This window comes from Streptomyces sp. NPDC048600 (assembly GCF_055587025.1).
Genome location: NZ_JBVJGZ010000021.1, coordinates 49,177 through 75,445, shown reverse-complemented (window position 1 = coordinate 75,445; position 26,269 = coordinate 49,177). Strand labels below are relative to the sequence as shown.

Sequence of the window (26,269 nt, the reverse complement as noted above, 5' to 3'; positions counted from 1 at the left end):
CCCTAAGAGATTGCGCAGTTCCTCGCGCCCCTTTAGGGCGGGGGCGGTTTTCAGGGGCGCGGGGAACTGCGCGACCAGCCGGAGACGGCCTGCACTTTGTCGACGACCGTCACGGTTCGTGGGTGGATCCGGAACTCAGGGGCGCAGGGAACTGTGCGATCGGCCAGGGGTGGCCTGCGCTCTGAGGATGACCGTCACCGTTCGTGGGAGGGGGCGTTGCCCGTCCGGCTAGCGGAGGGCCGGGGGTAGGGGGGATGCGTGGGTTACGGTCAGGCCGGAGACCGCGCGGGTGAGGGCGACGTACAGGCGGCGCAGCCCCGTCCGCTCGTCCGGCTCGCCGTCGACCACGGCCTGCGGCTCGTCCAGGACGACGTAGTCGTACTCCAGACCCTTCGCCAGCGACGCCGGCACGAGCGTGAGCCGCGTGTCGGGGGTCGTCTCCTCACCGGGATCGAGATAGCCGATCCCCGCCTCACCCAGCGCCTCCGCCAGCGCGGCGGCCCGCGCGTCCGCGGCGATGAGCCCGATCGACCCCTCCCGCCGCAGAGACTCCCGCACGGCGGCGATCACCTCCGTGTCCCCGCCGACCCCGCGCACCTCGAAGGAGCCCGGGTTCTCCCGGACGGAGGCGACGGGCGTCAGACCGGGCGCGATGTGCGTGAGGAGCCGGGAGGCGTAGGTGATCACATCCGTCGGCACCCGGAAACCGGCGGTCAGCTCCTCGACCACCGCGTCGGACTTGCCGAGATGCTCCAGCGCCTCTTCCCAGCTCCGGGTCGCCCACGGCGTCGTTCCCTGCGCGAGGTCGCCCAGCACGGTCGCGGAACCGGTCGTGCAGCGGCGCCCCACCGCGCGGTACTGCATCGGCGACAGGTCCTGCGCCTCGTCCAGTACGACATGTCCGAGCGACGGCGTGCGGTCCACCAGGTCGGCGGTCTCGTCGATCAGCACCGCGTCGGCCGCGGACCACTTCGCCGACTTCACCGAGCGCACCGGCTTCGCCCACAGGATCGTCTTGCGCTCCTCCTCCGTGAGCAGCCCCTCGGCGTGCTCGGCGAGGAAGTCGGCGTCCGTGAGCAGGCGCAGCACCAGCTTGGCCGGGTCCACGGGGGGCCAGAGCGCCTTCACGGCTGCCTTGACCGCGCTGTTGCGGGCCACCGCGTCCTGCACACGGTCGTCCGGGGCCTCGCCGGACCGTTCCATCTGCACCAGCACCGCGTGCGCGATCCGCTGCGGCAGGGCCTCGCGCGCGGCGCCGTAGCGCAGACCGCGGTCCAGCAGCTCGCGGACGATGTCCTCCAGTTCGTAGGCGGGGACGCGCCAGCGCCGGGAGCCGCGGACCACGACGACCGGCTCGGTGGGCATCGTGACCTGCGCGTACACCGCCCGGCGCAGCACCTGCGCCATCCTCGCGTCGCCCTTGACGACCGCGGCGGCCGCCTCGTCGGTGCCGCGCACCTCCACATGGGCGACCAGGTCGTCGACGGTGGCCTGACGGACGGTCAGCTCGCCTAGGGCGGGGAGGACTTGCTCGATGTAGTGGAGGAAGGACTTGTTCGGCCCGATGACGAGGGTGCCGGTGCGGGCCAGCCGCTCGCGGTGCGCGTAGAGGAGGTAGGCGACCCGGTGCAGGCCGACCGCGGTCTTCCCGGTGCCGGGGCCGCCCTGCACGCAGACCGTGCCCCCGAGGCCGGAGCGGACGATCTCGTCCTGCTCGGGCTGGATCGTCGCCACGATGTCCCGCATCGGGCCGACGCGCGGGCGCTCGATCTCCCGCTGGAGCAGCTTGCTGGTGCGGGCGACCTCCGCCGGGTCGGACAGCCGTTCGTCCTCGTACGCCGTGAGGTCGCCGCCGGTGTAGCCGAAGCGGCGGCGCAGGCCGACGTCCATCGGGTCCTTCTTGGAGGCGCGGTAGAACGGCTGCGAGACGGGGGCGCGCCAGTCGATGACCATCGGGTCGCCGCCGGCGTCGTGGACGTGCCGCCGTCCGATGTAGAAGCGCTCGCCCTCCGCGCCCTCGGCCCGGTCCGCGCCCGGGGCGTGCAGATAGTCGAGGCGGCCGAAGAAGAGGGGGGTGTCGCTGAGGTCGGCCAGTGCCTTGATGCGGTCCTCGATCTGGCGGGCCAGGACCTCGGCGTTGACCCAGTTCGCGGTGACGTCGCTGATGTCCAGGGACTCCACGTCCTCGCGCATGGCGCGCAGGGCGGCGCGGGAGGAGGCGAGGTGGGAGCGCTCTCGGGTCAGGGGGTCGGCGGTGGGCGTGGACAAGGGGGTGCCTCCGGGTGACCTGCTGGCTGCTGGTTGCGGGGTGCCGCCCGGTTTCCGTCCGGGTGGCCGCGCTCCGTGGGGAGGCGGGAGGGCCGTGCCCCTCCAGGGGGCGGGCAAGAGCGGAGAGTCTAGGCGGGGCGGGGGTGGGGGTGCCAGTCGTTTTCCGCGAGGGGGACGGCTGCGGGTCCGTTGTGGCTTGTCGCGCAGTTCCCCGCGCCCCTTGAGGAGCTGCGTGGCTCGTGCGCGTGTGTGCGTGCGGGTGCGTCGTGGCTGTTCGCGCAGTTCCCCGCGCCCCTGAGAAGCGGGGTGGCTCGTCTGCGTGTGTGCGTGCGGGTGCGTTGTGGTTGCTCGCGCAGTTCCCCGCGCCCCCGAGAAAGGGGCGCGGGGAACTGCGCTACCAGCCACCGGCGGCCCGCACACGAAAACGCTGCCCGGCGCGGGGCCCCTAGGGGAGGTCCCGCCCATCTCCCGGGGGACGGGGTCCGTCCACGGGGGGAGGTGGGCCAGAGGGCGGTTCCGCCCGGGGACCGATGCCCGCTTTATGTCGGAAACCGCACCATGGAGACATGAGCGCAGCGACCATCCACCCAGCCCCCGTCATCCCCTCCGGAGCGACCGCCTTCCAGACCGGTACCCACCGGCAGCACCGCCTCGGCGACACCCTGCACGCGATACGCGTGTTCGTGGGCGCCGCCGTGGACGTGGTGCTGCTGGGGGAGTACGGCGAGGAGGCCGGAGTCCGCCGGCGCTAGCCCCGGGAAGCCCCTTCAGCTCTCCGCGAGCAGCTCGTCCGCGTCCATGATCCGGTACGCGTACCCCTGCTCGGCCAGGAACCGCTGCCGGTGCGCGGCGAAGTCCTGGTCGATGGTGTCGCGGGCGACGACCGAGTAGAAGTGCGCCTGATGGCCGTCCGCCTTGGGCCGCAGCACCCGGCCGAGACGCTGGGCCTCCTCCTGGCGCGACCCGAAGGTGCCCGACACCTGGATGGCGACCGTGGCCTCCGGCAGGTCGATGGAGAAGTTCGCCACCTTCGACACCACCAGCACGCTGATCTCGCCCTCCCGGAAGGCGTCGAAGAGCTTCTCGCGCTGCGCGTTGGAGGTCTCGCCCTTGATCACCGGCGCGTTCAGATGCTCTCCCAGCTCGTCGAGCTGGTCGATGTACTGCCCGATGACCAGGATCTGCTGCCCGACGAACCGGCGCACGATCGCCTCGGTCACCTTCCGCTTGGTCGCGGTCGTCGCACAGAACCGGTACTTCTCCTCGGCCTCCGCGGTCGCGTAGGCCAGCCGCTCGGAGTCGGTCAGGTTCACCCGCACCTCGACGCAGTCGGCGGGCGCGATGTACCCCTGCGCCTCGATCTCCTTCCACGGCGCGTCGAACCGCTTGGGCCCGATCAGCGAGAACACGTCCGACTCGCGGCCGTCCTCGCGCACGAGGGTCGCCGTCAGACCCAGCCGCCTGCGCGCCTGGAGGTCGGCGGTGAACTTGAAGACCGGCGCGGGCAGCAGATGCACCTCGTCGTAGAGGATCAGCCCCCAGTCCCGGGAGTCGAACAGCTCCAGGTGCGGGTAGACGCCCTTCCGCCGGGTCGTCAGCACCTGGTAGGTGGCGATGGTGACCGGGCGGATCTCCTTGCGGGTGCCGCTGTACTCGCCGATCTCGTCCTCGGTCAGCGAGGTCCGCTTCACCAGCTCGTGCTTCCACTGCCGGGCCGAGACGGTGTTGGTGACGAGGATCAGCGTCGTCGACTTGGCCTCGGCCATGGCCCCGGCGCCGACCAGCGTCTTCCCGGCGCCGCAGGGCAGGACGACGACACCGCTGCCGCCGTGCCAGAAGTTCTCCACGGCCTGCCGCTGGTAGGGCCGCAGCGCCCAGCCGTTCTCGTCCAGGTCGATCGGGTGCGCCTCGCCGTCCACGTACCCGGCGAGGTCCTCGGCCGGCCAGCCCAGCTTGAGCAGCGTCTGCTTGATCTGCCCGCGCTCGGAGGGGTGCACGGCGACGGTGTCGGGGTCGATACGCGCGCCCACCAGCGGGGCGATCCGCTTGGAGCGCAGCACCTCCTCCAGCACCGGCCGGTCGGTGCTGGTGAGGACCAGCCCGTGCGCGGGGTGCTTGAGCAGGCTGAGCCGTCCGTAGCGGTCCATCGTCTCGGCGATGTCCACCAGCAGCGCGTGCGGCACGGGATAGCGGCTGTACTGCACCAGCGCGTCCACGACCTGCTCGGCGTCGTGCCCGGCGGCGCGCGCGTTCCACAGGCCCAGCGGGGTGACCCGGTAGGTGTGGATGTGCTCGGGCGCCCGCTCCAGCTCCGCGAACGGCGCGATGGCCCGGCGGCAGTCGTCCGCCTGCTCGTGGTCGACTTCCAGGAGCAGAGTCTTGTCCGACTGGACGATCAGCGGTCCGTTCACGTGTGCGTCCATCCCTTCCACGCGGGCCAAACCTCCAGTGTGCCGCACGGCCCGCCGAAGTGGGCGGGCCGTCGGCGAACCCGCGGGAGGGGAGCCCGGTGCCCCGCTCCCCGCCTGCCGCGCGGACGCTCCTCAGTCGTCCGCGAGTTCGGCGACTCCCGTGATCCGGTGCAGCGGATACGTGCGGACCTCGTCGGCGGTGTGGTCGTACGCCGTGACGAAGCCGCCCTCGACGCGGACCGGGGCGATGACCCGCTGGCTGGCGGAGCCCTCGGCGTTGACGTAGCCGATCCACAGGGACTGGCCGGTCAGGACGGCGGCCTGCATGGTCGCGAGGGTCTCGGCGGAGGAGGTGCGGGGCAGCTCACCCGCCGCGAGCGGGGCGCTGTCGGCCGCCTTGCGCGGGGCGGTGGAGGCCAGGTCGCCCGCCCGGATCGCGCGGATCGCCGCGGTCAGCAGTGTGGCGTCCGGGGCCGGCGGCCCTTCCGGCACCGGCTCGGGGGCGGTGCGCGGCGGAGTGCGGTGGGCGTGCGCGCGGGTGATCACCACATCGCCCTCCGCGGACTCGGCCGCCGGGGCGAAGCCCATCGCGCGCAGCCCCTCCAGCAGGCCCGCCGGGTCGGTCTGCGCGGCCAGCACGGTCGGCGCGAGGCGGCGCAGCCGCAGTCCGGCCGCGCGCTTGTCGGCGAGGATCTCGTTCAGCACGCCGTCGTCGTCGCAGCGGACATACGCCGAGGCCGCGCCCACCCGCAGATGCCCGTGCCGGCGGGCCACGTCGTCGATCAGATAGGCGAGCGGCTGCGGCACCGGCGTACGGGAGTGCGCGGAGAGGAAGGCGTGCAGGTCGGAGGCGCTGCGCCCGGCGTCCAGGGCGCGCCGCACCGAGCCCGGTGTGAAGCGGTAGACGGTCGCGCCGCCCTTGGACTCCACATCGGCGAGCACACCCAGCATGTCGGCCAGCGGCCGCTGGAGCGGGCCCGGTGCCACCGCCGTCAGGTCGGCCTGGAGCAGCACATGGTCCAGCGGTTCGGGCAGCAGCGGCGCGAGCAGCCGGGCGGCGGCCGCGGAGGCGACGGCCTGTTCGGCGGGCGAGAGCGGCTCGGCGGGGGCGGTGCGGTGATGCACGGGCAGTCGGTCGCCGGGTCCCTCGGGAGCCCGTCTCTCCGCCGCCGAGGGCAGCGCGAGCAGGGCGCGGCCCTGCGAGGACAGCGCGCCGCGCCCGGTCACGCCGAGCAGTTCCGCCTCGGTCAGGGTCCAGCGGGCGAGCCGGGTGCGCAGATCGTCCTCGCCGCGCCGGCCGCCGCGCAGCGGCCGCTCCCAGTGCAGCCGGGCCAGCACCGACTCGGCGTCCGCGGCCGCGCCCTCCGGCAGCCCGGCCAGCAGGGCCAGCACCCGGTGGCGCACCTCGGGGGCGGCGGAACGGTCCAGCCCCGGGCCCAGCGCCGACAGCGGGCGGTCCTTCGCGTCCCGGCCGCCGACCACGCCCGAGGCGCGGGTCGCCGTCAGCCACGTCTCGGCGAGGTGCGCCCAGCGCTCGGCGACGGGGCGCTCCAGCCACTCGTCGTAGCCGGGGGTGGCGGCGTAGCGCTCGTCGGCCTCGCCGTCGGAGGCGATCAGGCCCGCGGCGTAGGCCAGTTCCACCCAGAACGCGGCGACCGGTTCGGACACGTCCAGCGCCACGGCGGTCCGCTTGAGGTCGCGCACGCTCAGTCCGCCGGCCCGCATCACCGCGGGGCCGCCCTCGTCCCAGTCCTTCAGCAGCTCCTCGACCGTCGCCAGCGTGGTGAACGCCTGCCCGGCCGCGGTCGTGTCCACCACCTTCGGCGCGTGCGTGGCCGCCGCGGCGACCGCGGGCGGCGCCGGCTCCACGACCCGGTGGGCGCGTCCGCCGCGCAGCGCGAGGGCGACCTCGCGGGGGAGCACGACCGTGCCCGGGGAGGTCGGCAGCAGCAGCCCGCGGTCCAGCAGCCAGCGCAGCCGGGCCGCCGGATCGGCGGTGACCTGCCCGTACGGCGGCCCCCACACGAGCCGTTCCAGCACCTCGACGGAGTCCTTCGGGGCCTCGCCGAGCAGGGCCGCGAGCCGTTCGCGGTCCTTGAACAGGCCGCTCAGCGCGTCGGCCGCCGACACGGGGTCGTGCGTGGTGGGCAGCCCGGCGGTGGTGACGATCTCCTGGATCCGTCCCGGCGACATACCGGCCGTCGCCTCCCGCACGCTCGGGCCGAGGCCCGTCGGGGACGGGTGCTGCGGGGAGGGCACGAGCAGCTCGCGGGCGGTGCGCACCAGCCGCAGCCGGTCGTCGCCGCCCCACACCAGGGCCTGCTCCCGCAGCGTGCCGAGCGCCTGCGGCAGCGCCGCCCCGACGACCTGGTCGCCGTCGTCGCCCGCCATCAGCCCCAGCAGTTCGCCGTACGACGCCGGGTCCCCGGCCACGGCCAGTGCCTCCGCCGTCTGCAGCGCGAACCGGTCCAGCCGCTCCAGCGCCCTGACGACGGACGCGCGCGTACCGGCCCTGGTCGCCAGCTGCGTCAGGTCCGTGGGGACGGGCGTGATGAGGTCGGGGCGGCTGCGCAACAGCGCCGCCAGCGAGGTGTCGTCCCTGCCGCGAAGCGCCTCCGCGAGGGACCGTGGAGCCGTGGCCTCGGTGCTCATCTGACCCACGGTAGCGGTTGGGTACGACACGGAGACACGACCCGAGACCGGGTTTCTCCCCGACCGCCCTGCGGCGAGCCTGCCCGCACCCCGGCACCGACATGCGGCTCCGCCGCGCAGGCACGGGGCGTCGCACGACAGCCGAGTCCTCGGGTGCCGCCGCGCCCACCCGTGCCGCCCCAGCGGCACGCCTGCCCGCGGCCAGGCGCGATCTTTCAGGGGCGCGGGAAACTGCGCAGTCTTTTGGGGGCGCGGGGAACTGCGCGACCAGCCACAGGCGACCGGCACCCGAGGACGAGCGGGATCCCACCCCAGGGGCGCGAGGAACTGCGCAATCCTCAGGGGCGCGGGGAACTGCGCGAGAACCACCCCCCAACCCCCGCCACAGACCACCGCACCCGCCCCGCGCGGTACCTTCGTCCCCGACGGGGTTACCAACACTGCCGCCCCGGAGGGGACTTCGTGGGGATCGAGAGCGACCAGGTCGTCTACGAGTATCTGAGCCGCGTCGGAGACGTCGCTCACCAGAGCCAGCTGCCCTCCTCCGAACGCATGCGCCTCGTATCGGCCCTGCGCGACGAGATCGACCGCCGCCGCGCGAAGTCGGCCGTGGACACCCCGGCCGCGGTCCGCCGCATCCTCGACCGCATCGGCACCCCCGACGAGGTCGTCGCCGCGGCGGGCGGCACCCGCGGCCGGACCCCCGGCCCGGCGGCCGTGCCCGTGCAGCGCGACGGCGACGACCGGCCGCGCGGCGCCGTACCCCGGCCACGCTCCGAGGGCGCCCTGCCGCCCCACCTCGCCGGCGCGGACGAACTCGGCGACAGCACCCTCCAGCCCGACTGGTGGCGGGTGGAGAGCAGCCCCTTCGGCACCGGCGACGACGTCCCCGGTTTCGTCGGCGGCGTGATCGTCCCCGAACTGCTCAAGCGGCCCCCGAAGGACACGAAGGACGCGAAGGGCAAGGGGGACGCGGAACCCGGGGACGAGCCGGAGGAGGACACGGAGGAGGCGGCCGAGGAGGACGCCTCCCGCGCCCGGCGGCTGAGGATGCCCGCCGTACGGGAGTGGAACAACCCCCTGCTGCTGTGCGCCGCCGCGCTGCTCGTGGCCGGCGCGGTGCTCGGCAGCCTGCTGCCGCTGGCCCTGGGCTGGCTGATCGCCTGGGCGTCGAGGCGGCTGACCAAGGCGGAGATCAAGGGCGCGGTGATCGTCGTGCCGGGTCTCGCCGTCGCCGCGGGAGTGGTCTGGCTGTGGGGCCGCGACACCGGCCGCTGGGGCGACCCGATCGCCGAGGACGCGATGCGCGACGCCCTGTCCGGCACCTGGCCCTGGGTGCTGCGCGGCGCGGCTGTCGCCTCGGCCCTGTTCCTGGTGTGGCGCTCGCAGCGCAGCAGGTGAGACGGGGTGTGTCCGGGCCCTGGGCACCGGCGACCCCGGCCGTGCGGGCCCCGGCACAATGGCCCGTATGGCTTACCCCACCGCGTCCGCGCTCACCGTCGGCTTCGACCTCGACATGACCCTGATCGACTCCCGTCCCGGCATCCACGCCTGCTACACGGCACTGGCCGAGCGGACCGGGACGTACATCGACGCGGACCTGGCGGTCACCCGGCTGGGGCCGCCGCTCGTGGAGGAGCTGGCGAACTGGTTCCCGGCGGAGCACGTGACGGAGATGGTCGACCTGTACCGGTCGATGTACCCGGCGCACGCGATCACCGGCACGGCGGCGCTGCCCGGCGCCCGCGAGGCCGTCGACGCCGTGGGGCGGGCCGGCGGCCGCTCCGTCGTGGTCACGGCGAAGTACGAGCCCAACGCCCGGCTCCATCTGGATCACCTGGGCATCGAGCCCGACGCGCTGGTCGGCGACCTGTGGGCCGAGCAGAAGGCGCGCGCGTTGCGCGAGCACGGCGCACAGGTGTACGTCGGGGACCACGAGGGCGACGTGCGCGGGGCGCGCGCGGCCGGCGCACTGTCGGTGACCGTGGCGACCGGCCCCTTCACCGAGGCGCAGCTGCACGCGGTGGGCGCCGACGTCGTCCTGCGCGACCTGACGGAGTTCCCGGCCTGGCTGACGGGCCATCTCCAGACGTCAGCCGTCCGAGACCTGGCTCTCTGAGAGCTCGGTCGTCCGAGACGACAGCCGTTCGAGACCACGGCCGCCCCGGCTCACCCGTCGCGGCCGTCCCGTCAGCCCGCCGTGTCGGCGAGCCGCGTCAGCCCGCCGCGTCGGCCCGCGCCCGGCGGCGCCCGTCGGCGGCCGAACGCAGCACCCCGGCACCGGCGACGAGGAATCCGACGCCCATGAGCATGCTCAGTCCGAACATGTACGTCGGAAATGGTGTCGTCCCCAGCAGGAACGGGGCCACTGTGACCAGAGTGGCCACGGCACCGATGAAGAACACGACTGCACCGGCACGGATCAGTCCGTCACCGGGCACGGCGGAATTCGTTTGGGTTTTGTCACGCACCCGACCAGGGTAGTTCCCAGCCCGAAGGAACAACCCGGCGACGTCTTGTCAGCCGCCCCGGGACCATTAGCCTTGGTACCGGCGGGTCAGGGACGACCCGCCTCATGACGTTATAAGCAGCAGTTTTCCGACGAGTACGAGGACGAGGACAGACGTGCCTACCGGCAAGGTCAAGTGGTTCAACAGCGAGAAGGGCTTCGGCTTTCTCTCCCGTGACGACGGCGGGGACGTCTTCGTCCATTCCTCGGTTCTCCCCGCCGGAGTCGAGGCGCTCAAGCCGGGACAGCGTGTGGAGTTCGGAGTGGTCGCCGGCCAGCGCGGCGACCAGGCCCTGTCGGTGACGCTCCTGGAGCCCACCCCGTCGGTCGCGGCCGCCCAGCGCAAGAAGCCCGACGAGCTGGCCTCCATCGTCCAGGACCTCACGACCCTCCTGGAGAACGTGACCCAGACGCTGGAGCGCGGCCGCTACCCAGACAAGGTCGCCGGCAAGAAGGTCGCCGGCCTGCTGCGAGCGGTCGCCGACCAGCTCGACGTCTGAGCCCCGTATCCCTGTAACCCTGTATCCCTTACGGGAACTCCAGCGCGTCCGGGCCGAGGGGCGGCAGCAGTCCCTCGGCCGCCGCGCGGGTCAGCAGCCCGCGCACGGCCGCGTAGCCGTCCTCGCCGAGTGCCGCGGTGAACTCGTTGACGTACAGCCCGATGTGCTGGTCGGCGACGGCCGGGTCCATCTCCTGGGCGTGTTCCATGACGTAGGGGCGGGAGACCTCGGGGTCGTCCCAGGCGGCCCGCACGGAGGTACGGATCGCGTCCGCGAGCCGCCGCAGGGTCTCCTCGCCGAGGGAGCGCTTGGCGATGATCGCGCCCAGCGGGATCGGCAGACCCGTGGTGGCCTCCCAGTGCTCGCCCATGTCGGCGAGCTTGTGCAGCCCGTAGTTCCGGTACGTGAAGCGGGCCTCGTGGATGACCAGGCCCGCGTCGACCTTGCCGTCGCGCACGGCCGGCATGATCTCGTGGAACGGCATCACCACGATCTCGCCCACGCCGCCGGGCACGGTGTCCGCCGCCCACAGCCGGAACAGCAGGTATGCCGTCGACCGCTCGCTCGGCACCGCGACCGTACGGCCCGTCAGTCCCCCGTCGCCGAGCGCGGAGGCGCCCCCGGTCGCGGCCTCGCGGGTGAGGACCAGCGGGCCGCAGCCCCGGCCGAGCGCGCCGCCGCAGGGCAGCAGGGCGTACGTGTCGAGGACGTACGGCAGCACCGCGTAGGACACCTTCAGCACGTCGTGCTCGCCGCGCTCGGCCATGCCGTTGGTGATGTCGATGTCGGCGAAGGTGACGTCCAGGGCGGGCGCGCCGGGCACCCGGCCGTGCGCGAGGGCGTCGAAGACGAAGGTGTCGTTCGGGCAGGGGGAGTACGCGATCTGGAGACTCATGCCGTTTTCCAACTCGTCAGGACGGGTGCGAGCTTCCCGAAGCCCTCGGTCAGCGCGGCCAGGGCCTCGCCGATGCGCCAGGCGGCCCGGTCACGGGGGCCCACGGGGTTGGAGATCGCGCGTATCTCCATGACGGGCGTGCCGTGCAGGGCGACCGCCGCCTCGGCGACCCCGAAGCCCTCCATGGCCTCGGCGAGGGCCCCCGGGTGGCGTTCGCGCAGCGCGGCGGCGCCGGCGGCGGTGCCGGTGACGGTCGAGACGGTGAGCACGGCCCCGGTGCGCGCCCCGGCCGTGGTGGCGGCCCGCCGGACGAGGTCCTCGGGCGGGCGGTGGGTGACGGTGCCGAAGCCCAGCTCGGTGACCGGCAGGAAACCGTCGGCCGTCTCCGCGCCCAGGTCGGCGGCGGTGATCTCGTCGGCCACCACGAGCGAGCCGACCGGCGCGCCGGGCAGGAACCCGCCCGCGATGCCGGCGGAGACGACGAGTGTGTAGGGCGCGCCGTCGAGGGCGGCCGCGGTGAGCGCGGCCGCGACGGAGGCGGCGGCGCGCGCGGGACCGACCCCGGCGGCCAGCAGGTCGGGGCCGTCCGGGACCCGGTGCAGCAGCGCGCCGGGCAGGAGCGCCTCGACGGGCCGGCGCGGGAACGCCCGTGCCACCGCGTCCCGTTCGGCGGGGACGGCGGTGGCGACGAGGATCCGGGTGCTGGACGTGGTCAGGAGTTCCCGTCCGGGTCCTTGTTCTTGAGCTTGAAGGACCACATGCCCTCCACCGCCTTCTCGCCCATGCGGATGGTGACGGTGTTGGTGTTGCCCTCGGTGCCGTACTGGGCCTGGAAGAACGCGCTGCCGGGGAGCGTGCGGTACGTGTTGTCGCTGAAGTCGATGAACTGGCGGCCGTTCACCAGGATCGTCCAGCGGCCGTCCGCGATCTCCGGGTCGACGCCGAAGCGGACGGTCTCGTCCTCTCCGAGTTCGATCGACTTGATGTCGTCGGCGTTCTCGACGCACCCCTCCAGCGCCTTGGCGTCCAGCGGGTCGCCGTCGTTGTAGCAGACGGCCTCGGAGGTGACCGAGTTGGAGCCGATGGTGACCGTCGCCACGGGGGTCGGCTTGTCGCATGCCGTGAGGACGAGCAGTCCGGCGGAAACGGCGCCGGCGGCGGCGACGGCGCGGCGGCGTCGCACAGCGGATTGCATCGTGGTCATGGGCGAAGGCTATCGGGCCCTCCTGTCCGCTCTCCCACCTGGGGGCCGGGCCATGCCGTGGGTTACGCCACTCGCGTCCGGGGACGGGCGAAGGCACCAGCGTGGCGGGGCCGCGACAGGGCCCGGACCAGGGCTACGAGGCGCCCCGGCGCCGGGCCGTGGAAGCTGCCCCTGCCTCAGCGCCCCGCCCCTGCGCCGGGCTGCGGAAGCCGCCCCCGCCTCACTCCACGGGCGGTCGCGCCGCGCCGCCGTGCCGGGCCGAGCTCAGCAGCCCCCGTACGGTCGTCAGCCAGCCCGCCGCCACGATCGCGGCGCCCACCGACAGCCCCAGCGCGCCGTTCAGCGGCATGGCGATGCCGATCGCGCCGCCGAAGACCCACGACACCTGGAGCAGCGTCTCGGAGCGGGCGAACGCCGACGTACGCACCTGTTCCGGCACGTCCCGCTGGATGAGCGCGTCCAGGGACAGCTTGGACAGCGCCTGCGCGAAGCCCGCGACCGCCGTCAGGGCGGCCACCAGCGCCGCCCCGAAGAACGCGGCCGCCACGATCGCCGCGCACGCCACCAGCGCCACCACCGTCACGATGATGATCTCCGGGGCCCGGGAACGCAGCCAGGCCCCGACCGCCGTCCCGCACGCGTTGCCCACGCCCGCCGAGACGGCGACCATGCCGAGCGAGACGGCCGCGCTCTGCCCGGTCAGCGGATGCTCGCGCAGCAGGAACGCCAGGAAGAAGATCAGGAACCCGGAGAGACAGCGCAGCGAGCAGTTCGCGCCGAGGGCGTGGGTGACGGCGATGCCGACCGTGCGCAGGCCCGGCCGTTTGACCGGCTGGCGGTGCGGGCCGTGCAGATGCTGGGCGTCGGCCGCGAGCAGCGCGGTGTCCTCGCCGCGGGCCGAGTCGACCTTGCGGGGCAGCGAGAACGACAGGAACGTTCCCGCCATGAAGATCACGAACGCCCCGTACAGCGGCCAGCGCGGCCCCAGCGCCTGGAGCCCGGCCCCGACGGGCGCCGCGATGCCGGTCGCCAGCAGGCCGCCCAGGGTGACCCGGGAGTTCGCCTTCACCAGGGAGAACTTCGGCGGCAGCAGCCGGGGCACCACCGCGCTGCGCACCACCCCGTACGACCGGGAGGCGACCAGCACGCCGAGCGCCGCCGGGTACAGCTGGATGCTGCCGCTGATCACCGCCCCGGACAGCACCAGGGCGAGCAGCGCCCGCGCCAGCATCGCGCAGGCCATCGCCGCGCGCCGGCCGTGCGGCACCCGGTCCAGGAGCGGGCCGATGACCGGGGCGAGCAGCGTGAAGGGCGCCATGGTGATGGCGAGGTAGAGCGCGACCCGGCCACGGGCCTCGTCGGTGGGCACCGAGAAGAACACGGTGGAGGCCAGCGCGACCGTGATCATCATGTCGCCCGCGCCGTTCACCGCGTGCAGCTCGATCAGCTTGCCGAGGCCCGACTCGCCCGCGCCCTGCGCGTGGGTGGCCTTGCGGATGCCCCGGGCCGGGCCCGTCACCGGCAGGTGCAGGGCACGCCCGAGGGAGCGGACGAAGCCGCGGAACCGGCTCGAACCGCCACTTCGGCTGTTCCCCTTGGCCCCACCGACCCCGGTGGCGTCCTCGGGCGACCTCGCGGCTGCCACGACGCCATAGTGCCCCGAAGAGGACGGGTGTAGTGCGGTTACCGCGCGTATGGCCCTGCACTTTCGTGGATCTCCATGGCGGGAATCCACCGGCGTCCGAGGTTCCGGACGCCCTGGAAGATCACTCCGATCGCACCGGAAACCACGTCGGTGTAGGCCGAGCGCCCGCGAACAGGTAGCGTGCGTATCTCAGCCATCCCGCACAATGGATGGCACAGGTGCGCCCGAGTGCGATCGGACGCGGACGTCGACGCGGCCCACAGGTCCGCTCCGTCCGCTCCGTCGCCGGAAGCACCCCATGAGAGACGGCGTAGGAGAGAAGCGATACCTGTGAGCGCAGCGACCACGCGAAGCCGCACCCCCGACCGCCTGTGCGCCGAGGCGGTCGACCTCGCCCGCACCGCCGCCGAGGAGGCGGCCGCCCCCGGCGTCGTCGGGGAGCACTCCGGACTCGTCTCCGAGGGCGACCGTGTGGTCACGCACTTCTTCGAGTGCAAGGAGATGGGCTACCGCGGCTGGCGCTGGGCCGTGACCGTGGCCCGTGCCTCCCGCGCGAAGATCGTGACCCTGGACGAGGTCGTCCTGCTGCCCGGCCCCGACGCCCTGCTGGCCCCCGAGTGGGTGCCGTGGAGCGAGCGGCTGCGCCCGGGCGACATGGGACCCGGTGATCTGCTGCCCACCGACGCCGAGGACCTGCGCCTGGAGCCCGGCTTCTCGGGCGAGGACGAGCCCTCGCCCGACTCCGCGGTCTCCCCGGACATGGCCGAGCTGGCCGAGGCGGAGGACGCGGACGTCACCGCCGGCGTCCCGGCCCATCTGCCCAGCGCGCCGACCCGCGGCTCGATCGCCGCCGTCGCCGAGGAACTCGGCATGCGCCGCGCCCGCGTGCTGTCCCGCTACGGCCTGCACACCGCCGCCGACCGCTGGGACGAGTCGTTCGGCGCCAAGACGCCGATGGCCCAGGCCGCCCCCGCGACCTGTGTCAGCTGCGGCTTCCTCACCCCGATCGGCGGCTCCCTCGGCCAGGCCTTCGGTGTCTGCGCCAACGAGTTCTCGCCCGCCGACGGCCGCGTGGTCTCCCTGTCCTACGGCTGCGGTGGCCACTCCGAGGCCGCGGTCATGCCGAAGCCTCCCCAGCCGGCCCCGCCGGTCGTCGACGAAACCCGCGTCGACCCCTTCCCCCTCCGCCCGGCCCCCGACTCCGGCTCGGTCCCCGACCTCCCCGACGAATCCACAGCGGAACTGGGCCACTCGTAACCCGCCCGGGCGCCCCTAAGGGGCGCGGGGAACTGCGCGAACAGCCACGACGCTCGGTAAGTCGGCAATCCGCAGGCCCCCGGAAGACGCGCTCCCGTCCACCCAAGGGGAGCGCCCACGCACGCCGCCGGGGCGCCACCTACCCAAGGGGCGCGGGGAACTGCGCGAACAGCCACGACGCTCGGTAAGTCGGCAATCCACAGGCCCCCGGCAGACGCACTCCCGCCCACCCAAGGGCTGCGCCCACGCACGCCGCCGGGGCGCCACCTACCCAAGGGGCGCGGGGAACTGCGCGAACAGCCACGACGCTCGGTAAGTCGGCAATCCACAGGCCCCCGGCAGACGCACTCCCGCCCACCCAAGGGGAGCGCCCGGCCACCCGGCACCGCCACCACACAACCGCCTCCCCAGACGCGCCCCCACCCCGCGCCGGGGAATCACGACCACCTCCGCGCGGTACCTTCAAGGTCACGCCGATGAGGAGAGTGTGGACGTGACCAAGTTCGTGCGGCCCGCGGCCGAAGGCGCCGACCCCTTCGGGACGGCCCGTCTGCGGCGCGGCGTACTCGACGCCTGGGCCACCAGCCCCGCCCGTTTCCGCGAGGACGCGAACGCCGAGGAGGACCTGGTCCTCGGCGGCTACCGGGACCGGCTCGTCGTCGAGCTCGCCCAGAACGCCGCCGACGCCGCCGCCAGAGCCCAGGTCCCCGGCCGTCTGCGCCTCACCCTGCGAGACGGCGTCCTGGTCGCCGCGAACACCGGCGCACCCCTGGACGCGGCCGGCGTGGAGTCCCTGGCCACCCTGCGCGCCTCCGCCAAGCGGGAGACCGGCACGGCGGCCGTCGGCCGGTTCGGCGTCGGCTTCGCCGCGGTCCTCGCCGTCACCGACGAGCCCGCGGTCGTCGGCCGCCACGGAGGCGTGCGCTGGTCGCTCCCCGAGGCCCGCGACCTGGCCTCCGAGACTGCCCGGCACAGCCCCGGCCTGGGCGACGAGATCCGCCGCCGCGACGGCCACGTACCCCTGCTGCGGCTGCCGTTCGCCGCCGAGGGCAGCGCCCCCGACCCGTACGACACCGCCGTCATCCTGCCGCTGCGCGACACCGCCGCCACCGACCTCGCCGAACGGCTCCTCGCCGCCGTGGACGACGCCCTGCTGCTGGCCCTGCCCGGCCTGGAGGAGGTCGTGATCGACGCGGGCGGCGCCACCCGCACCCTGCGCCGCGCCACCGACGGCGCGCTGACCGTCGTGGAGGACTCGCGCGACGGCACCACCCGCTGGCGCACCGCCGCCGCGCACGGGCAGCTGCGGCCCGAGCTGCTCGCCGACCGCCCCGTCGAGGAGCGGCTGCGCCCGTACTGGTCGGTCACCTGGGCCGTGCCCGTGGACGCCGACGGCACGCCCGCGCGGCCGCGCACCAGCCCGGTCGTGCACGCGCCGACGCCCAGCGACGAGGCGCTCGGCGTACCCGCGCTGCTCATCGGCTCCTTCCCGCTCGACCCCACCCGCCGGCACGCCGCGGCAGGCCCGCTGACCGACTTCCTCGTCCAGCGCGCCGCCGACGCCTACACCGAGCTGCTCGCCGGATGGCGCCCGGTGACGACCGGCATCATCGAGCTCGTGCCCGGCCCGCTCGGCCGCGGCGAGCTGGACGGGGCGCTGCGCCAGGCGATCCTGGAGCGGCTGCCGCGCACCGCCTTCCTGCCGCCCGCCGTCGAGGGCGGTGAGGACCACGAGGAGCTCCCCGAGGCCCTGCGGCCGCGCGAGGCCGAGGTCGTCGAGGGCGCGGGCGCCGACACCGTGCGCGTACTGGCCGAGGTGCTGCCGACGCTGCTGCCCGCCGGGCTGGAGCGCCGCGCGGAGCTGCGCACGCTGGGCGTGGCCCGGGTGCCGCTGACCGACGCCGTGGACCGGCTGGCCGGGCTGGAGAAGGACCCCGGCTGGTGGCGGCGGCTCTACGACAGCCTCGCGGGCGTGGACCCCGACCGGCTGACCGGACTGCCGGTGCCGCTCGCCGACGGGCGTACGACGATCGGGCCGCGGCAGGTGCTGCTGCCCACCGCGGACGCCGTGAGCATCGACCCGGGCGTGCTGTCCCGGCTCGGCCTGAAGGTCGCCCACGCGGACGCCGCGCACCCCCTCCTGGAGAAGCTCGGCGCGCTGCCCGCGACCCCGCGGGCCGTGCTGACCACACCCCAGGTGCGGGCGGCGGTCGCGGCCTCGCTGGACGACGACGGCGCCCTGGACTGGGAGGCCGAGGCCCCCGACGCCGAGGAGCTCGCCGAGACCGTGCTCGCGCTGGTGCGGGACGCCGGGCTGGAACCCGGTGACGAGCCCTGGCTGGGCGCGCTCGCCCTGCCCGACGAGGACGGCGAACTCGCCCCGGCCGGCGAGCTGGTGCTGCCCGGCAGCGCCTTCCACCAGGTCATGCGCGAGGGCGAACTGGCCTCGGTGGAAGCCGAACTGGCCGAGAAGTGGGGACAGGGCCCGCTGGCCGCATGCGGGGTGCTGGCCAACTTCACGCTGGTCCGCGCCACCGACGTGGTGCTGGACCCGGACGAACTGGAGCCCCGCGAGGGCGACTTCGCCGAGCCCGACGACGCCGGGCTGCTGGACGCGGTCGACGTGTGGTGCGAGGACATCCTCGACCGGTTCCCCGACTCGCCGGTGCCACCGGTGGCCACCGAACTGGTCGCCGTGCGCGATCTGGACCTCGTGGACGACGACCGCTGGCCGCAGGCGCTCGCCCTGCTCGCCCAGCCCCCGCTGCGGGACGCCCTGACCCAGCCGGTGCGCATCCTGCTGCCCGACGGCACCCATGAGGTCGTACGGCCGTACACGGCATGGTGGTTGCGCGGGCACCCGGTGCTGGACGGCCGCAAGCCCGCCGGTCTGCTCGCGGCGGGTGGGGACCCGCTGCTGCGCGGGCTGTACGAGGAGGCCGACGCGACCGGCTTCGACGACGAGCAGGTGCTGCGGGCGCTGGGTGTGCGCACCTCGGTCGCCGCGCTGGTGGACGAGCCCGGCGGCGCCGCCGAGCTGCTCGACCGGCTGGCGGACCCCGAGCGCGAGGTGACGGGCGCTCAACTGCACGGCCTGTACGGGGCGCTGGCCGATCTCGACCCCGACCAGGTCACGCTGCCCGACGAGGTGCGGGCGGTCGTCGACGGGCACACCGAGGTGGTCGACGCGGCCGACGCGGTGGTCGTGGACTCGCCCGACCTGCTGCCCTTCACCGGGGGCGTGCCGCTGCTGCCGGTGCGCCCGGTGCGGGCCGCCGAGCTGGCCGAGCTGTTCCAGGTGCGGCGGCTGAGCGAATCCGTGTCCGGGGCGGTCGACTCCGAGGGCGCCGAGCACGACGTGCCCGAGTCGGTGCGGGTGCTGCTCGGCCCGCGTACGCCCTCGTCGTACGTCGAGCACGAGGAACTGGTGGTCGACGGTGTGGAGATCGACTGGCGGCTGACCGACGACGGTGTGCTGCACGCCTCGACCCTGGAGGGTGTCGCCGCCGGGCTGGCCTGGGCGGCGGGGCAGTGGCCGCGCCGGTTCGAGGTGGCCGCGCTGCTCGAAGACCCCTCCCGTACCGCGGAGTTGGCGCGGGACCGCTGGTTCGACTGAGTCCCACCCGGGGTTCAGCCACGTCGATCCGGTCGTGCGAGTCGACCGGCTCCGCGATCGGTCGGCGTGGGCGAAAACGGGCATGCGCGAGCGAGTCACCCCGGGCGTCGTCACCGGCGCCCCGGCCTCTCCACCCGTGCCGTCCCGGCGCCCCTACAAGCCTGCCCCGGACCGGCGTGGGCGACCGAAAAACTTCGCACAAAATCTCCGCAGTCCGTACAACCATTCCCCTGCGTCACTGATCTGATCATCCGAGTCAACAGACTCCTCGACCACTTAGGCCTCGCCACGCTCACGGACCGTGTGCATCGAAGGGCAACGAGGCCTCTCCTTACGTGGGGAACAGACATGCGTATGCGTGCCACCCTCGGCGTCGTCACCGGCGCCCTGGTCCTGTCCGCTTTCGCCGCGCCGGCCGCCATGGCCGACGGTTCCGAGGGCGACACCAAGATCACCAAGGTTGTCGTGGACGGCGACAACGCGGTGGCTGTCGGTACGACCGCGAAGAAGTTCAAGGTCAGCGTCACGGCGACGGACAACTCGGGCATTCTGGGCGCCGAGGAGTTCACCCTGTACGGGCCGGGCTACGGCATCCTCGACAGCACCAAGCCCACCTGCGTGGCCGCCAACGCCACCACCTCGACCTGCACCGGCTGGGTCACGGTCGACCCGAAGGTCGACATGCTGTTCAACAACAACGCCGGCACGTGGTACGTCGACGCGTGGATCGACGCGAAGGACGACGACTACATCTGGAAGGAGAAGGCGGGCCCCTTCAAGTTCCAGCGCCACACCAAGCTGACGACCAACGCCTCTCCCGAGCCGGTCCGCAAGGGCAAGGCCATCACGGTCACCGGCAAGCTCACCCGCGTCAACTGGGAGACGCTGAAGTACAACAACTTCAGCAGCCAGTACGTGAAGCTCCAGTACAAGAAGAAGACCGCGACCGCCTGGTCCACGCTGAAGACGATCAAGTCGAACAGCCTCGGCAACCTGAGCACGACCACCACGGCCACGTACGACGGTTACTACCGCTTCGTCTACGCCGGCACCAGCGCCGCCGCGCCGGTCTACTCGGCCGCCGACTACATCGACGTCCAGTAAGTCTCCCGGTCCCACAAGACCGTCGACCGGCCCCGGCAACCAGCCGGGGCCGGACCCGTTCGCACACCGAATCACGAAGGATCTGCATGCGTACCCGTGCCACCGTGGCCACCGCTCTCGCCGCTCTCGCCGTGTCCGCCCTCGCCGTCCCGGTCGCGCAGGCCGACGACGGCGCCGGGGACACGACGATCTCGAACGTCGTCGTGAACGGGGGCAAGCCGGTCGTGGTGGGCGCCACCACGACGAAGCGGATCACGGTCTCCTTCACCGTCAAGGACCCGTCGGGCGTCAAGAACGCCATGGCCCTGCTCTGGCACGGCACGACGTTCGACACCTCCGACAGCGGTGCCGTGGCCAACACGAGCAACCACTACTCCGTCTGCACCGCGGTGAGCGCCACCACCTCGACCTGCAAGGCGACCTACGACCTCAAGCCGCGCTACAACGCCGTCGACCAGGTCGCCGGCTACTGGAAGGTCTGGGCGATCGCCTCCGGCAAGGACGCCGACTTCGTCCAGAAGGACAACGTCAAGACCTTCAAGCTCCAGCGCCTGTCCCGGCTCGCGGCGGCCAACGCCTCCCCGGAGCCGGTCCGCAAGGGCAAGACGCTCACCGTCACGAGCAAGCTGACCCGTGCCAGCTGGAACTACGCCAACTACGGCAACTTCAGCAGCCAGTACGTGAAGCTCCAGTACAAGAAGAAGGGCGCGACCGCCTGGTCGACCCTGAAGACGGTCAAGTCGAGCTCCACGGGCGCCCTGAGCACGACCACCACGGCGACCTACGACGGCTACTACCGCTTCGTCTACGCGGGCATCACCACCAGCTCCTCGGCCGTCTCCGCGGCCGACTACATCGACGTGCAGTAGTCCCGTCGGGTCCTCGTGACCCCTCGTCGGCATGCGCCGAGCCGCGCTGCCGCCTACGCCGGGAAGCGGCGGTCGACCCCTCTCCACAGGAGTTCCAGGGCGGCCGCCGCGACCGCGGCGATACCGACGGCGAGCCAGGGCATCGTCACCCCGACCAGCCGCAGCGCGAAGAACTCCTGGAGCCACGGCACCACCAGCACCAGCAGGAAGGCGCCGCCCATGGAGGCGACCAGCAGGACGCGCCACCAGGTGTAGGGGCGGGCGATGATGGCCAGCACCCACATCGACACCAGGAACAGCGTCAGGGTCGCCGCGCTGGTCTCGGCGTCCAGCGCGTCCTCGCCCGAGTAGTACCGGCCGGCGATCAGATACGTGGTGAAGGTCGCGGCCGCGGCGACGACCCCGCCCGGGATCGCGTAGCGCATGACCCGCCGCACGAAGTGCGGTTTCGCGCGTTCCTTGTTGGGCGCGAGGGCCAGGAAGAACGCCGGGACGCCGATGGTGAGGGTCGACAGCAGGGTCAGATGGCGGGGCAGGAACGGGTAGTCCACCTGGGTGCAGACCACCAGGACCGCCAGCAGCACCGAGTAGACCGTCTTCACCAGGAACAGCGTCGCCACGCGCGTGATGTTCCCGATCACCCGGCGGCCCTCGGCCACCACCGACGGCAGGGTGGCGAAGCTGTTGTTCAGCAGCACGATCTGCGCGACCGCCCGGGTCGCCTCCGAGCCGGTGCCCATGGCGACGCCGATGTCGGCGTCCTTCAGCGCGAGGACGTCGTTCACTCCGTCGCCGGTCATGGCGACCGTGTGCCCGTGGGACTGGAGGGCGCCGACCATGTCCCGCTTCTGCTGCGGGGTGACCCGCCCGAACACTGTGCCCTCGTCCAGCGCGGCGGCCATGCCGTCCCGGTCGGCGGGTATCCGGCGCGCGTCCACCGCCGAACCGGCGAGGCCCAGCTTGCCCGCGACCGCGCCCACCGACACCGCGTTGTCGCCGGAGATGACCTTCGCGCGGACGTTCTGCTCGGCGAAGTAGCGCAGGGTGTCGGCGGCGTCCGGGCGCAGCCGCTGCTCCAGCACGACCAGTGCGGCGGGCCGGGCGTCGCGGCCGACCTCCGGGTCGTCGAGTTCGCGCGCGGTGCGGGCGAGCAGGAGCACCCGCAGCCCCTCCTCGTTCAGCCGCACGGTCTCGCCGAGGGCCGGGTCGTCGTCGGCGAGCAGCACGTCGGGGGCGCCCAGCAGCCAGCTGCTGGACTCCCCGTCGCCCTCGCTGAAGGCGGCGCCGCTGTACTTGCGCGCGGAGGAGAAGGGCAGCGCCTGCACGCACCGCCACTCCTCGCTGTCCGGGTAGGCGTCGATGATCGCCTTCAGGGAGGCGTTGGGCCGCGGGTCGGACTCGCCGAGCGCGCCCAGCACCCGGCGGACGTAGGTCTCGTCGAAGCCGTCGAGGACGCGCAGGGAGGTGACGTCCATGCCGCCCTCGGTGAGGGTGCCGGTCTTGTCCAGGCAGACGATGTCGACCCGGGCGAGGCCCTCGATGGCGGGAAGTTCCTGCACGAGGCACTGTTTGCGGCCGAGCCGGATCACGCCGATGGCGAAGGCGACGGAGGTGAGCAGCACCAGCCCCTCGGGGACCATCGGGACGATGCCGCCGACCGTGCGGGCGATGGAGTCCCGCAGGTCGTTGCTCTCGACGACCAGCTGGGTGACGATCAGGCCGAGCGCGGCCGGGATCATCATCCACGTCACGTACTTCAGGATCGTGGAGATGCCCGAGCGCAGCTCGGAGTGGACGAGGGTGAAGCGGGAGGCCTCCTCGGCGAGCTGGGCGGCGTACGCCTCGCGGCCGACCTTGGTGGCCCGGAAGGCGCCGCCGCCCGCGACCACGAAGCTGCCGGACATCACCTGGTCGCCGGGGCGTTTGACGACCGGGTCGGCCTCACCGGTCAGCAGCGACTCGTCGATCTCCAGGCTGTCGGCCTCGACGCACACGCCGTCCACGACGATCTTGTCGCCCGGCCCGATCTCCAGGATGTCGTCCAGCACGATCTCCGAGGTGCCGACCTCCACGGCCGTCCCGGCGCGGCGCACGGTCGGCCGGACCTCGCCGATCACCGCGAGGGAGTCCAGGGTCTTCTTCGCACGCCACTCCTGGAAGATGCCGATCCCGGTGTTCGCGATGATCACGAAGCCGAACAGGCTGTCCTGGATCGGTGCCACGACCAGCATGATCAGCCACAGCACACCGATGATCGCGTTGAACCGGGTGAAGACGTTGGCGCGGACGATCTCGGTCAGGGACCGGCTGCTGCGCACCGGTACGTCGTTGACCCGGCCGGCCGCGACCCGCTCGGCGACCTCGGCCGCGGTCAGTCCGTGCGCCGGGTGGGACGGCACGGGTATGGGATGCACAGGATCGAGTTCGGCGCCCGCGTCGATGTGCGACATGCCTTCGACGGTACGTGCGGAGCGTGGCGTTCACCCGCCGAGTGCGCACAAGTTCCGACCACGGGAGGAGACGGCTCCTGCCGTGGTTGTACGGGGGACGTCGTGGGCGTGCCCGGCGGACCCGCCCGGCCGCTCCCCGTGTCCGCCCTGCCTCGGCGCGGCTAGGAGGCCGGTGCTTCCAGCCCCGCCGCCTCGGCGCGCTTGATCGCGGCGTCGCGCCGGCGGACGTACCAGATGCCGATCAGCCCGAGGCCGGCGCCCGCCAGACAGGTCCACACCCACCAGGCGTGCCCGTGGTCGTCGAACCAGCCGTAGAACGGCAGCTGGACCAGGAAGAGGACGAACCAGAGGATCGTGCCGCCGACGACGACGGGCACCACCGGACCCTCCAGGGGTTCCGGCGCCTCGTGCTTGGGGATCCACTTCGCCATGCGCACAGCTTACGAGGCCGATCGGGCGTGCCCGCAGCTGCACGCCCCGAACCGGGTCTACGCGCGGAGATGGCGGCTGAGAACCTCATATGTTCATACTGAAACCGTTTATGTCTGACCACTTCTGTTCGTAGGAACCAACAAAATGCCCACCTCGGCCCCCGCCAAGGTCCCCGCTCCGGAGCAGCCCGGCGGCGCGCCGGCCTACGGCGCCCTCGACCGTTTCTTCAAGATCTCCGAGCGCGGCAGCACCCTGTCCCGCGAGGTCCGCGGTGGTTTCGCCACCTTCTTCGCGATGGCCTACATCATCGTGCTGAACCCGATCATCCTCGGCAGCGCGAAGGACATGTACGGCCACCAGCTCGACAATGGCCAGCTGGTCACGGCCACCGCGCTGACGGCCGCGTTCACCACCCTGCTCATGGGGGTGATCGGCAACGTCCCGATCGCGCTGGCCGCCGGCCTCGGCGTGAACTCCGTCGTCGCCCTCCAGCTCGCCCCGCGGATGTCCTGGCCGGACGCCATGGGCATGGTCGTGCTGGCCGGCTTCGTGGTGATGCTGCTGGTCGCCACGGGTCTGCGCGAGCGCGTGATGAACGCGGTGCCCTTCGGGCTGCGCAAGGCGATCTCGATCGGTATCGGCCTGTTCATCATGCTGATCGGTCTGGTCGACGCCGGCTTCGTCTCCCGCATCCCGGACGCCGCCCACACCACGGTCCCGCTCCAGCTGGGCCTGGACGGTCACCTCAACGGCTGGCCGGTGCTGGTCTTCATCCTGGGCGCGCTGCTGACCCTGTCCCTGATCGTGCGCAAGGTACCCGGGGCGATCCTGATCTCGATCGTCGCCATGACCGCCCTCGCGATGATCATCGAGGCCGTCGCACACATCCCGTCGTGGGGTCTGACCACCCCGAAGTGGCCGGGCAACCCGGTCGCCACCCCCGACTTCGGGCTGGTCGGCGAGGTCAGCCTGTTCGGCGGCTTCGGCAAGGTCGGCGTGCTGACCGGCGTGCTGTTCGTCTTCACCGTGCTGCTGTCGTGCTTCTTCGACGCGATGGGCACGATCATGGGCGTCAGTGACGAGGCCAAGCTGACCGACGCCCAGGGCCAGATGCCCGGCATCAACAAGGTGCTCTTCGTCGACGGCCTCGCGGTCGCCGCGGGCGGTGCCAGCTCCTCCTCGGCCACCACGGCCTTCGTGGAGTCCACCGCCGGTGTCGGCGAGGGCGCCCGCACCGGCTTCGCGAACCTCGTCACCGGCGGTCTGTTCACGCTGGCGCTGTTCCTCACGCCCGTCGCCACGATGGTTCCGTCCCAGGCCGCCACCCCGGCGCTGCTCGCGGTGGGCTTCCTGATCCTGGCGGGCTCGGTCAAGGACATCGACTGGGCCGACTACACGATCGCCGTCCCGGCCTTCGTGACCATGGTGATGATGCCGTTCACGTACTCGATCACCAACGGCATCGGGATGGGCTTCATCACCTTCGTGGTGATGCGGCTGGCGGCCGGCCGGGGCAAGGACATCCCGGTGGCGATGTACGTCGTCTCCGCCGTGTTCCTCTTCTACTACCTGATGCCCGCCCTCCAGCTCACCTGACGGGTGGCGGCCGGGGCGTCGGCGGAAGGCCGTCGCGGGGCGCCTCAGGCGTGGCCGTAGAACTTCTCGGTCTCCTCGACGGCGGCCTGGAACCGCTGGTCGAAGTCGTCGCGGATGAGCGTCCGGACCACATAGTCCTGGACGCTCATTCCTCTTTTCGCCGCATGATGCCGGAGCCGTTCGAGCAGCTCCCCGTCTATGCGCAGGCTGAGCACGCTGGTCCCCATGCGTACGAGGGTCGCGGCATGCGGGCGGCCGATGGGTCGCTTTTCGCCACCCTCTCACTCATATGGGTGACCTTGCGTTAGCCCGGATGACGAGGGCGTTCGAGTGGCGCGGGTCACGGGTGTCCCGGCGCGCCCCGAGTGGTCTTTAGCGAGAGTAATGAGTTACGCTAAGGACATGCCGGACCTCACCCATGGCGACGACGCTGCCGCCGTGAACTCCCTGCGCTCCGCCGTGATGCGGCTCTCCCGCCGACTCAAGCACCAGCGGGTCGACGAGTCGCTGAGCCCCACCGAGATGTCGGTGCTGGGCACCCTGTCCCTCTGCGGCCGGGCGACCCCGGGCGAACTGGCCCGCAAGGAGCACGTCCAGCCGCCGTCGATGACCCGCATCGTCGCGCTGCTGGAGGCCAAGGGCCTGGTCCGGCTCGAGCCGCACCCCGAGGACCGACGCCAGAAGGTGGTCACCCGCACCGAGCAGGCCGAGGCGATGCTCGAGGAGAGCCGCCGCAAGCGCAACGCCTTCCTGGCGGCTCTGGTCGAGGACCTCGACGAGGACGAGTGGGCGAAACTGCGCGCCGCCGCCCCCGTGCTGGAGAAGCTCGCGCATCTGTAAGCAGACACCGAGGAGGCGAAC

The 26,269-nt window shown here is 72.8% G+C and carries 21 protein-coding genes; 10 read left to right on the top strand and 11 right to left on the bottom strand.

Translation table 11 applies throughout. The features are described 5' to 3' along the window. Positions 1 to 228: 228 nt before the first annotated feature. On the bottom strand, positions 229 to 2,268 hold the full coding sequence (locus ACZ6SQ_RS26085; RefSeq protein WP_469566136.1) for a HelD family protein: 2,040 nt from the start codon (positions 2,266 to 2,268) through the stop codon (positions 229 to 231). Positions 2,269 to 2,834: 566 nt separating this feature from the next. On the opposite strand from ACZ6SQ_RS26085, the gene ACZ6SQ_RS26080 reads away from it, so the two are divergent. Then, entirely contained in the window at positions 2,835 to 3,020 is a 186-nt protein-coding gene (locus tag ACZ6SQ_RS26080) for a hypothetical protein (protein WP_469566135.1), read from the top strand. A 15-nt stretch (positions 3,021 to 3,035) separates the two neighbouring features. On the opposite strand, the gene ACZ6SQ_RS26075 is transcribed toward ACZ6SQ_RS26080, so the two are convergent. Together ACZ6SQ_RS26075 and ACZ6SQ_RS26070 are read right to left on the bottom strand one after the other, a co-directional pair. Then, positions 3,036 to 4,679, bottom strand: a complete 1,644-nt coding sequence (locus ACZ6SQ_RS26075) for a DNA repair helicase XPB (RefSeq protein ID WP_469566133.1) — start codon at positions 4,677 to 4,679, stop codon at positions 3,036 to 3,038. Positions 4,680 to 4,811: 132 nt separating this feature from the next. Continuing rightward, complete coding sequence (locus ACZ6SQ_RS26070) at positions 4,812 to 7,331, bottom strand: helicase-associated domain-containing protein (RefSeq protein WP_469566131.1); 2,520 nt, start codon at positions 7,329 to 7,331, stop codon at positions 4,812 to 4,814. A gap of 462 nt (positions 7,332 to 7,793) precedes the next feature. On the opposite strand from ACZ6SQ_RS26070, the gene ACZ6SQ_RS26065 reads away from it, so the two are divergent. Together ACZ6SQ_RS26065 and ACZ6SQ_RS26060 are read left to right on the top strand one after the other, a co-directional pair. Then, a complete protein-coding gene (locus ACZ6SQ_RS26065; RefSeq protein WP_469566130.1) occupies positions 7,794 to 8,732 on the top strand; it encodes a hypothetical protein in 939 nt (312 codons plus the stop codon). A gap of 67 nt (positions 8,733 to 8,799) precedes the next feature. Beyond that, positions 8,800 to 9,450: an HAD family hydrolase gene (locus ACZ6SQ_RS26060; RefSeq protein WP_469566128.1), complete on the top strand. Its 651-nt coding sequence runs from the start codon at positions 8,800 to 8,802 to the stop codon at positions 9,448 to 9,450. A gap of 97 nt (positions 9,451 to 9,547) precedes the next feature. Here the strand turns inward: ACZ6SQ_RS26060 and ACZ6SQ_RS26055 are convergent, their stop codons facing one another. Further along, on the bottom strand, positions 9,548 to 9,802 hold the full coding sequence (locus ACZ6SQ_RS26055; RefSeq protein WP_386377706.1) for a hypothetical protein: 255 nt from the start codon (positions 9,800 to 9,802) through the stop codon (positions 9,548 to 9,550). A gap of 154 nt (positions 9,803 to 9,956) precedes the next feature. Between ACZ6SQ_RS26055 and ACZ6SQ_RS26050 the strand changes: the two genes are divergently transcribed. Further along, positions 9,957 to 10,340 (top strand): cold-shock protein, encoded by a 384-nt coding sequence (locus ACZ6SQ_RS26050; RefSeq protein WP_386377705.1) that lies wholly within the window; start codon positions 9,957 to 9,959, stop codon positions 10,338 to 10,340. Between the two features lie 28 nt (positions 10,341 to 10,368). Here ACZ6SQ_RS26050 and ACZ6SQ_RS26045 read toward each other — a convergent pair whose 3' ends face one another. From ACZ6SQ_RS26045 to ACZ6SQ_RS26030, 4 genes are all read right to left on the bottom strand, one after another. Continuing rightward, the gene (locus tag ACZ6SQ_RS26045; RefSeq protein ID WP_469566125.1) at positions 10,369 to 11,235 is read right to left on the bottom strand and encodes a 1,4-dihydroxy-6-naphthoate synthase; all 867 of its coding nucleotides are present in this window, start codon (positions 11,233 to 11,235) and stop codon (positions 10,369 to 10,371) included. Continuing rightward, positions 11,232 to 11,951, bottom strand: a complete 720-nt coding sequence (locus ACZ6SQ_RS26040; protein WP_469566260.1) for a futalosine hydrolase — start codon at positions 11,949 to 11,951, stop codon at positions 11,232 to 11,234. Before ACZ6SQ_RS26040 ends, ACZ6SQ_RS26045 begins: the two co-directional genes overlap by 4 nt. Then, on the bottom strand, positions 11,948 to 12,439 hold the full coding sequence (locus tag ACZ6SQ_RS26035; RefSeq protein ID WP_469566123.1) for a DUF2771 domain-containing protein: 492 nt from the start codon (positions 12,437 to 12,439) through the stop codon (positions 11,948 to 11,950). The genes ACZ6SQ_RS26040 and ACZ6SQ_RS26035 overlap by 4 nt, the downstream gene beginning before the upstream one ends. A gap of 220 nt (positions 12,440 to 12,659) precedes the next feature. After that, the gene (locus tag ACZ6SQ_RS26030) at positions 12,660 to 14,084 is read right to left on the bottom strand and encodes an MFS transporter (protein ID WP_469566121.1); all 1,425 of its coding nucleotides are present in this window, start codon (positions 14,082 to 14,084) and stop codon (positions 12,660 to 12,662) included. Positions 14,085 to 14,414: 330 nt separating this feature from the next. On the opposite strand from ACZ6SQ_RS26030, the gene ACZ6SQ_RS26025 reads away from it, so the two are divergent. The 4 genes from ACZ6SQ_RS26025 (at position 14,415) to ACZ6SQ_RS26010 (ending at position 20,930) form a co-directional block, all read left to right on the top strand. Next, positions 14,415 to 15,341: a DUF3027 domain-containing protein gene (locus ACZ6SQ_RS26025; RefSeq protein ID WP_389328139.1), complete on the top strand. Its 927-nt coding sequence runs from the start codon at positions 14,415 to 14,417 to the stop codon at positions 15,339 to 15,341. A 493-nt stretch (positions 15,342 to 15,834) separates the two neighbouring features. Then, complete coding sequence (locus ACZ6SQ_RS26020; RefSeq protein WP_469566118.1) at positions 15,835 to 18,957, top strand: sacsin N-terminal ATP-binding-like domain-containing protein; 3,123 nt, start codon at positions 15,835 to 15,837, stop codon at positions 18,955 to 18,957. Positions 18,958 to 19,305: 348 nt separating this feature from the next. Beyond that, positions 19,306 to 20,061, top strand: a complete 756-nt coding sequence (locus ACZ6SQ_RS26015) for a calcium-binding protein (RefSeq protein WP_386377698.1) — start codon at positions 19,306 to 19,308, stop codon at positions 20,059 to 20,061. 86 nt (positions 20,062 to 20,147) lie between these two features. Continuing rightward, a complete protein-coding gene (locus ACZ6SQ_RS26010; RefSeq protein WP_469566116.1) occupies positions 20,148 to 20,930 on the top strand; it encodes a DUF5707 domain-containing protein in 783 nt (260 codons plus the stop codon). A gap of 53 nt (positions 20,931 to 20,983) precedes the next feature. Here ACZ6SQ_RS26010 and ACZ6SQ_RS26005 read toward each other — a convergent pair whose 3' ends face one another. Both ACZ6SQ_RS26005 and ACZ6SQ_RS26000 read right to left on the bottom strand, forming a co-directional pair. After that, entirely contained in the window at positions 20,984 to 23,380 is a 2,397-nt protein-coding gene (locus ACZ6SQ_RS26005) for an HAD-IC family P-type ATPase (protein WP_469566114.1), read from the bottom strand. Positions 23,381 to 23,541: 161 nt separating this feature from the next. Then, positions 23,542 to 23,811, bottom strand: a complete 270-nt coding sequence (locus tag ACZ6SQ_RS26000) for a DUF2530 domain-containing protein (RefSeq protein WP_469566112.1) — start codon at positions 23,809 to 23,811, stop codon at positions 23,542 to 23,544. A 145-nt stretch (positions 23,812 to 23,956) separates the two neighbouring features. On the opposite strand from ACZ6SQ_RS26000, the gene ACZ6SQ_RS25995 reads away from it, so the two are divergent. After that, positions 23,957 to 25,408 (top strand): NCS2 family permease, encoded by a 1,452-nt coding sequence (locus ACZ6SQ_RS25995; protein WP_469566110.1) that lies wholly within the window; start codon positions 23,957 to 23,959, stop codon positions 25,406 to 25,408. A gap of 44 nt (positions 25,409 to 25,452) precedes the next feature. Here the strand turns inward: ACZ6SQ_RS25995 and ACZ6SQ_RS25990 are convergent, their stop codons facing one another. Beyond that, complete coding sequence (locus tag ACZ6SQ_RS25990; protein WP_386377692.1) at positions 25,453 to 25,635, bottom strand: ribbon-helix-helix protein, CopG family; 183 nt, start codon at positions 25,633 to 25,635, stop codon at positions 25,453 to 25,455. A 175-nt stretch (positions 25,636 to 25,810) separates the two neighbouring features. On the opposite strand from ACZ6SQ_RS25990, the gene ACZ6SQ_RS25985 reads away from it, so the two are divergent. Then, a complete protein-coding gene (locus ACZ6SQ_RS25985; RefSeq protein ID WP_386377691.1) occupies positions 25,811 to 26,248 on the top strand; it encodes a MarR family winged helix-turn-helix transcriptional regulator in 438 nt (145 codons plus the stop codon). Positions 26,249 to 26,269 lie beyond the last annotated feature (21 nt).

Excerpts from the sequence above, each read along its gene's own strand:
- ACZ6SQ_RS26080 (WP_469566135.1), top strand. The coding sequence starts at position 2,835 with ATGAGCGCAGCGACCATCCACCCAGCCCCCGTCATCCCCTCCGGAGCG.
- ACZ6SQ_RS26070 (WP_469566131.1), bottom strand. The coding sequence starts at position 7,331 with ATGAGCACCGAGGCCACGGCTCCACGGTCCCTCGCGGAGGCGCTTCGC.
- ACZ6SQ_RS26060 (WP_469566128.1), top strand. The coding sequence starts at position 8,800 with ATGGCTTACCCCACCGCGTCCGCGCTCACCGTCGGCTTCGACCTCGAC.
- ACZ6SQ_RS26045 (WP_469566125.1), bottom strand. The coding sequence starts at position 11,235 with ATGAGTCTCCAGATCGCGTACTCCCCCTGCCCGAACGACACCTTCGTC.
- ACZ6SQ_RS26035 (WP_469566123.1), bottom strand. The coding sequence starts at position 12,439 with ATGACCACGATGCAATCCGCTGTGCGACGCCGCCGCGCCGTCGCCGCC.
- ACZ6SQ_RS26015 (WP_386377698.1), top strand. The coding sequence starts at position 19,306 with ATGCGTATGCGTGCCACCCTCGGCGTCGTCACCGGCGCCCTGGTCCTG.
- ACZ6SQ_RS26010 (WP_469566116.1), top strand. The coding sequence starts at position 20,148 with ATGCGTACCCGTGCCACCGTGGCCACCGCTCTCGCCGCTCTCGCCGTG.
- ACZ6SQ_RS26005 (WP_469566114.1), bottom strand. The coding sequence starts at position 23,380 with ATGTCGCACATCGACGCGGGCGCCGAACTCGATCCTGTGCATCCCATA.
- ACZ6SQ_RS26000 (WP_469566112.1), bottom strand. The coding sequence starts at position 23,811 with ATGGCGAAGTGGATCCCCAAGCACGAGGCGCCGGAACCCCTGGAGGGT.
- ACZ6SQ_RS25995 (WP_469566110.1), top strand. The coding sequence starts at position 23,957 with ATGCCCACCTCGGCCCCCGCCAAGGTCCCCGCTCCGGAGCAGCCCGGC.
- ACZ6SQ_RS25990 (WP_386377692.1), bottom strand. The coding sequence starts at position 25,635 with ATGGGGACCAGCGTGCTCAGCCTGCGCATAGACGGGGAGCTGCTCGAA.
- ACZ6SQ_RS25985 (WP_386377691.1), top strand. The coding sequence starts at position 25,811 with ATGCCGGACCTCACCCATGGCGACGACGCTGCCGCCGTGAACTCCCTG.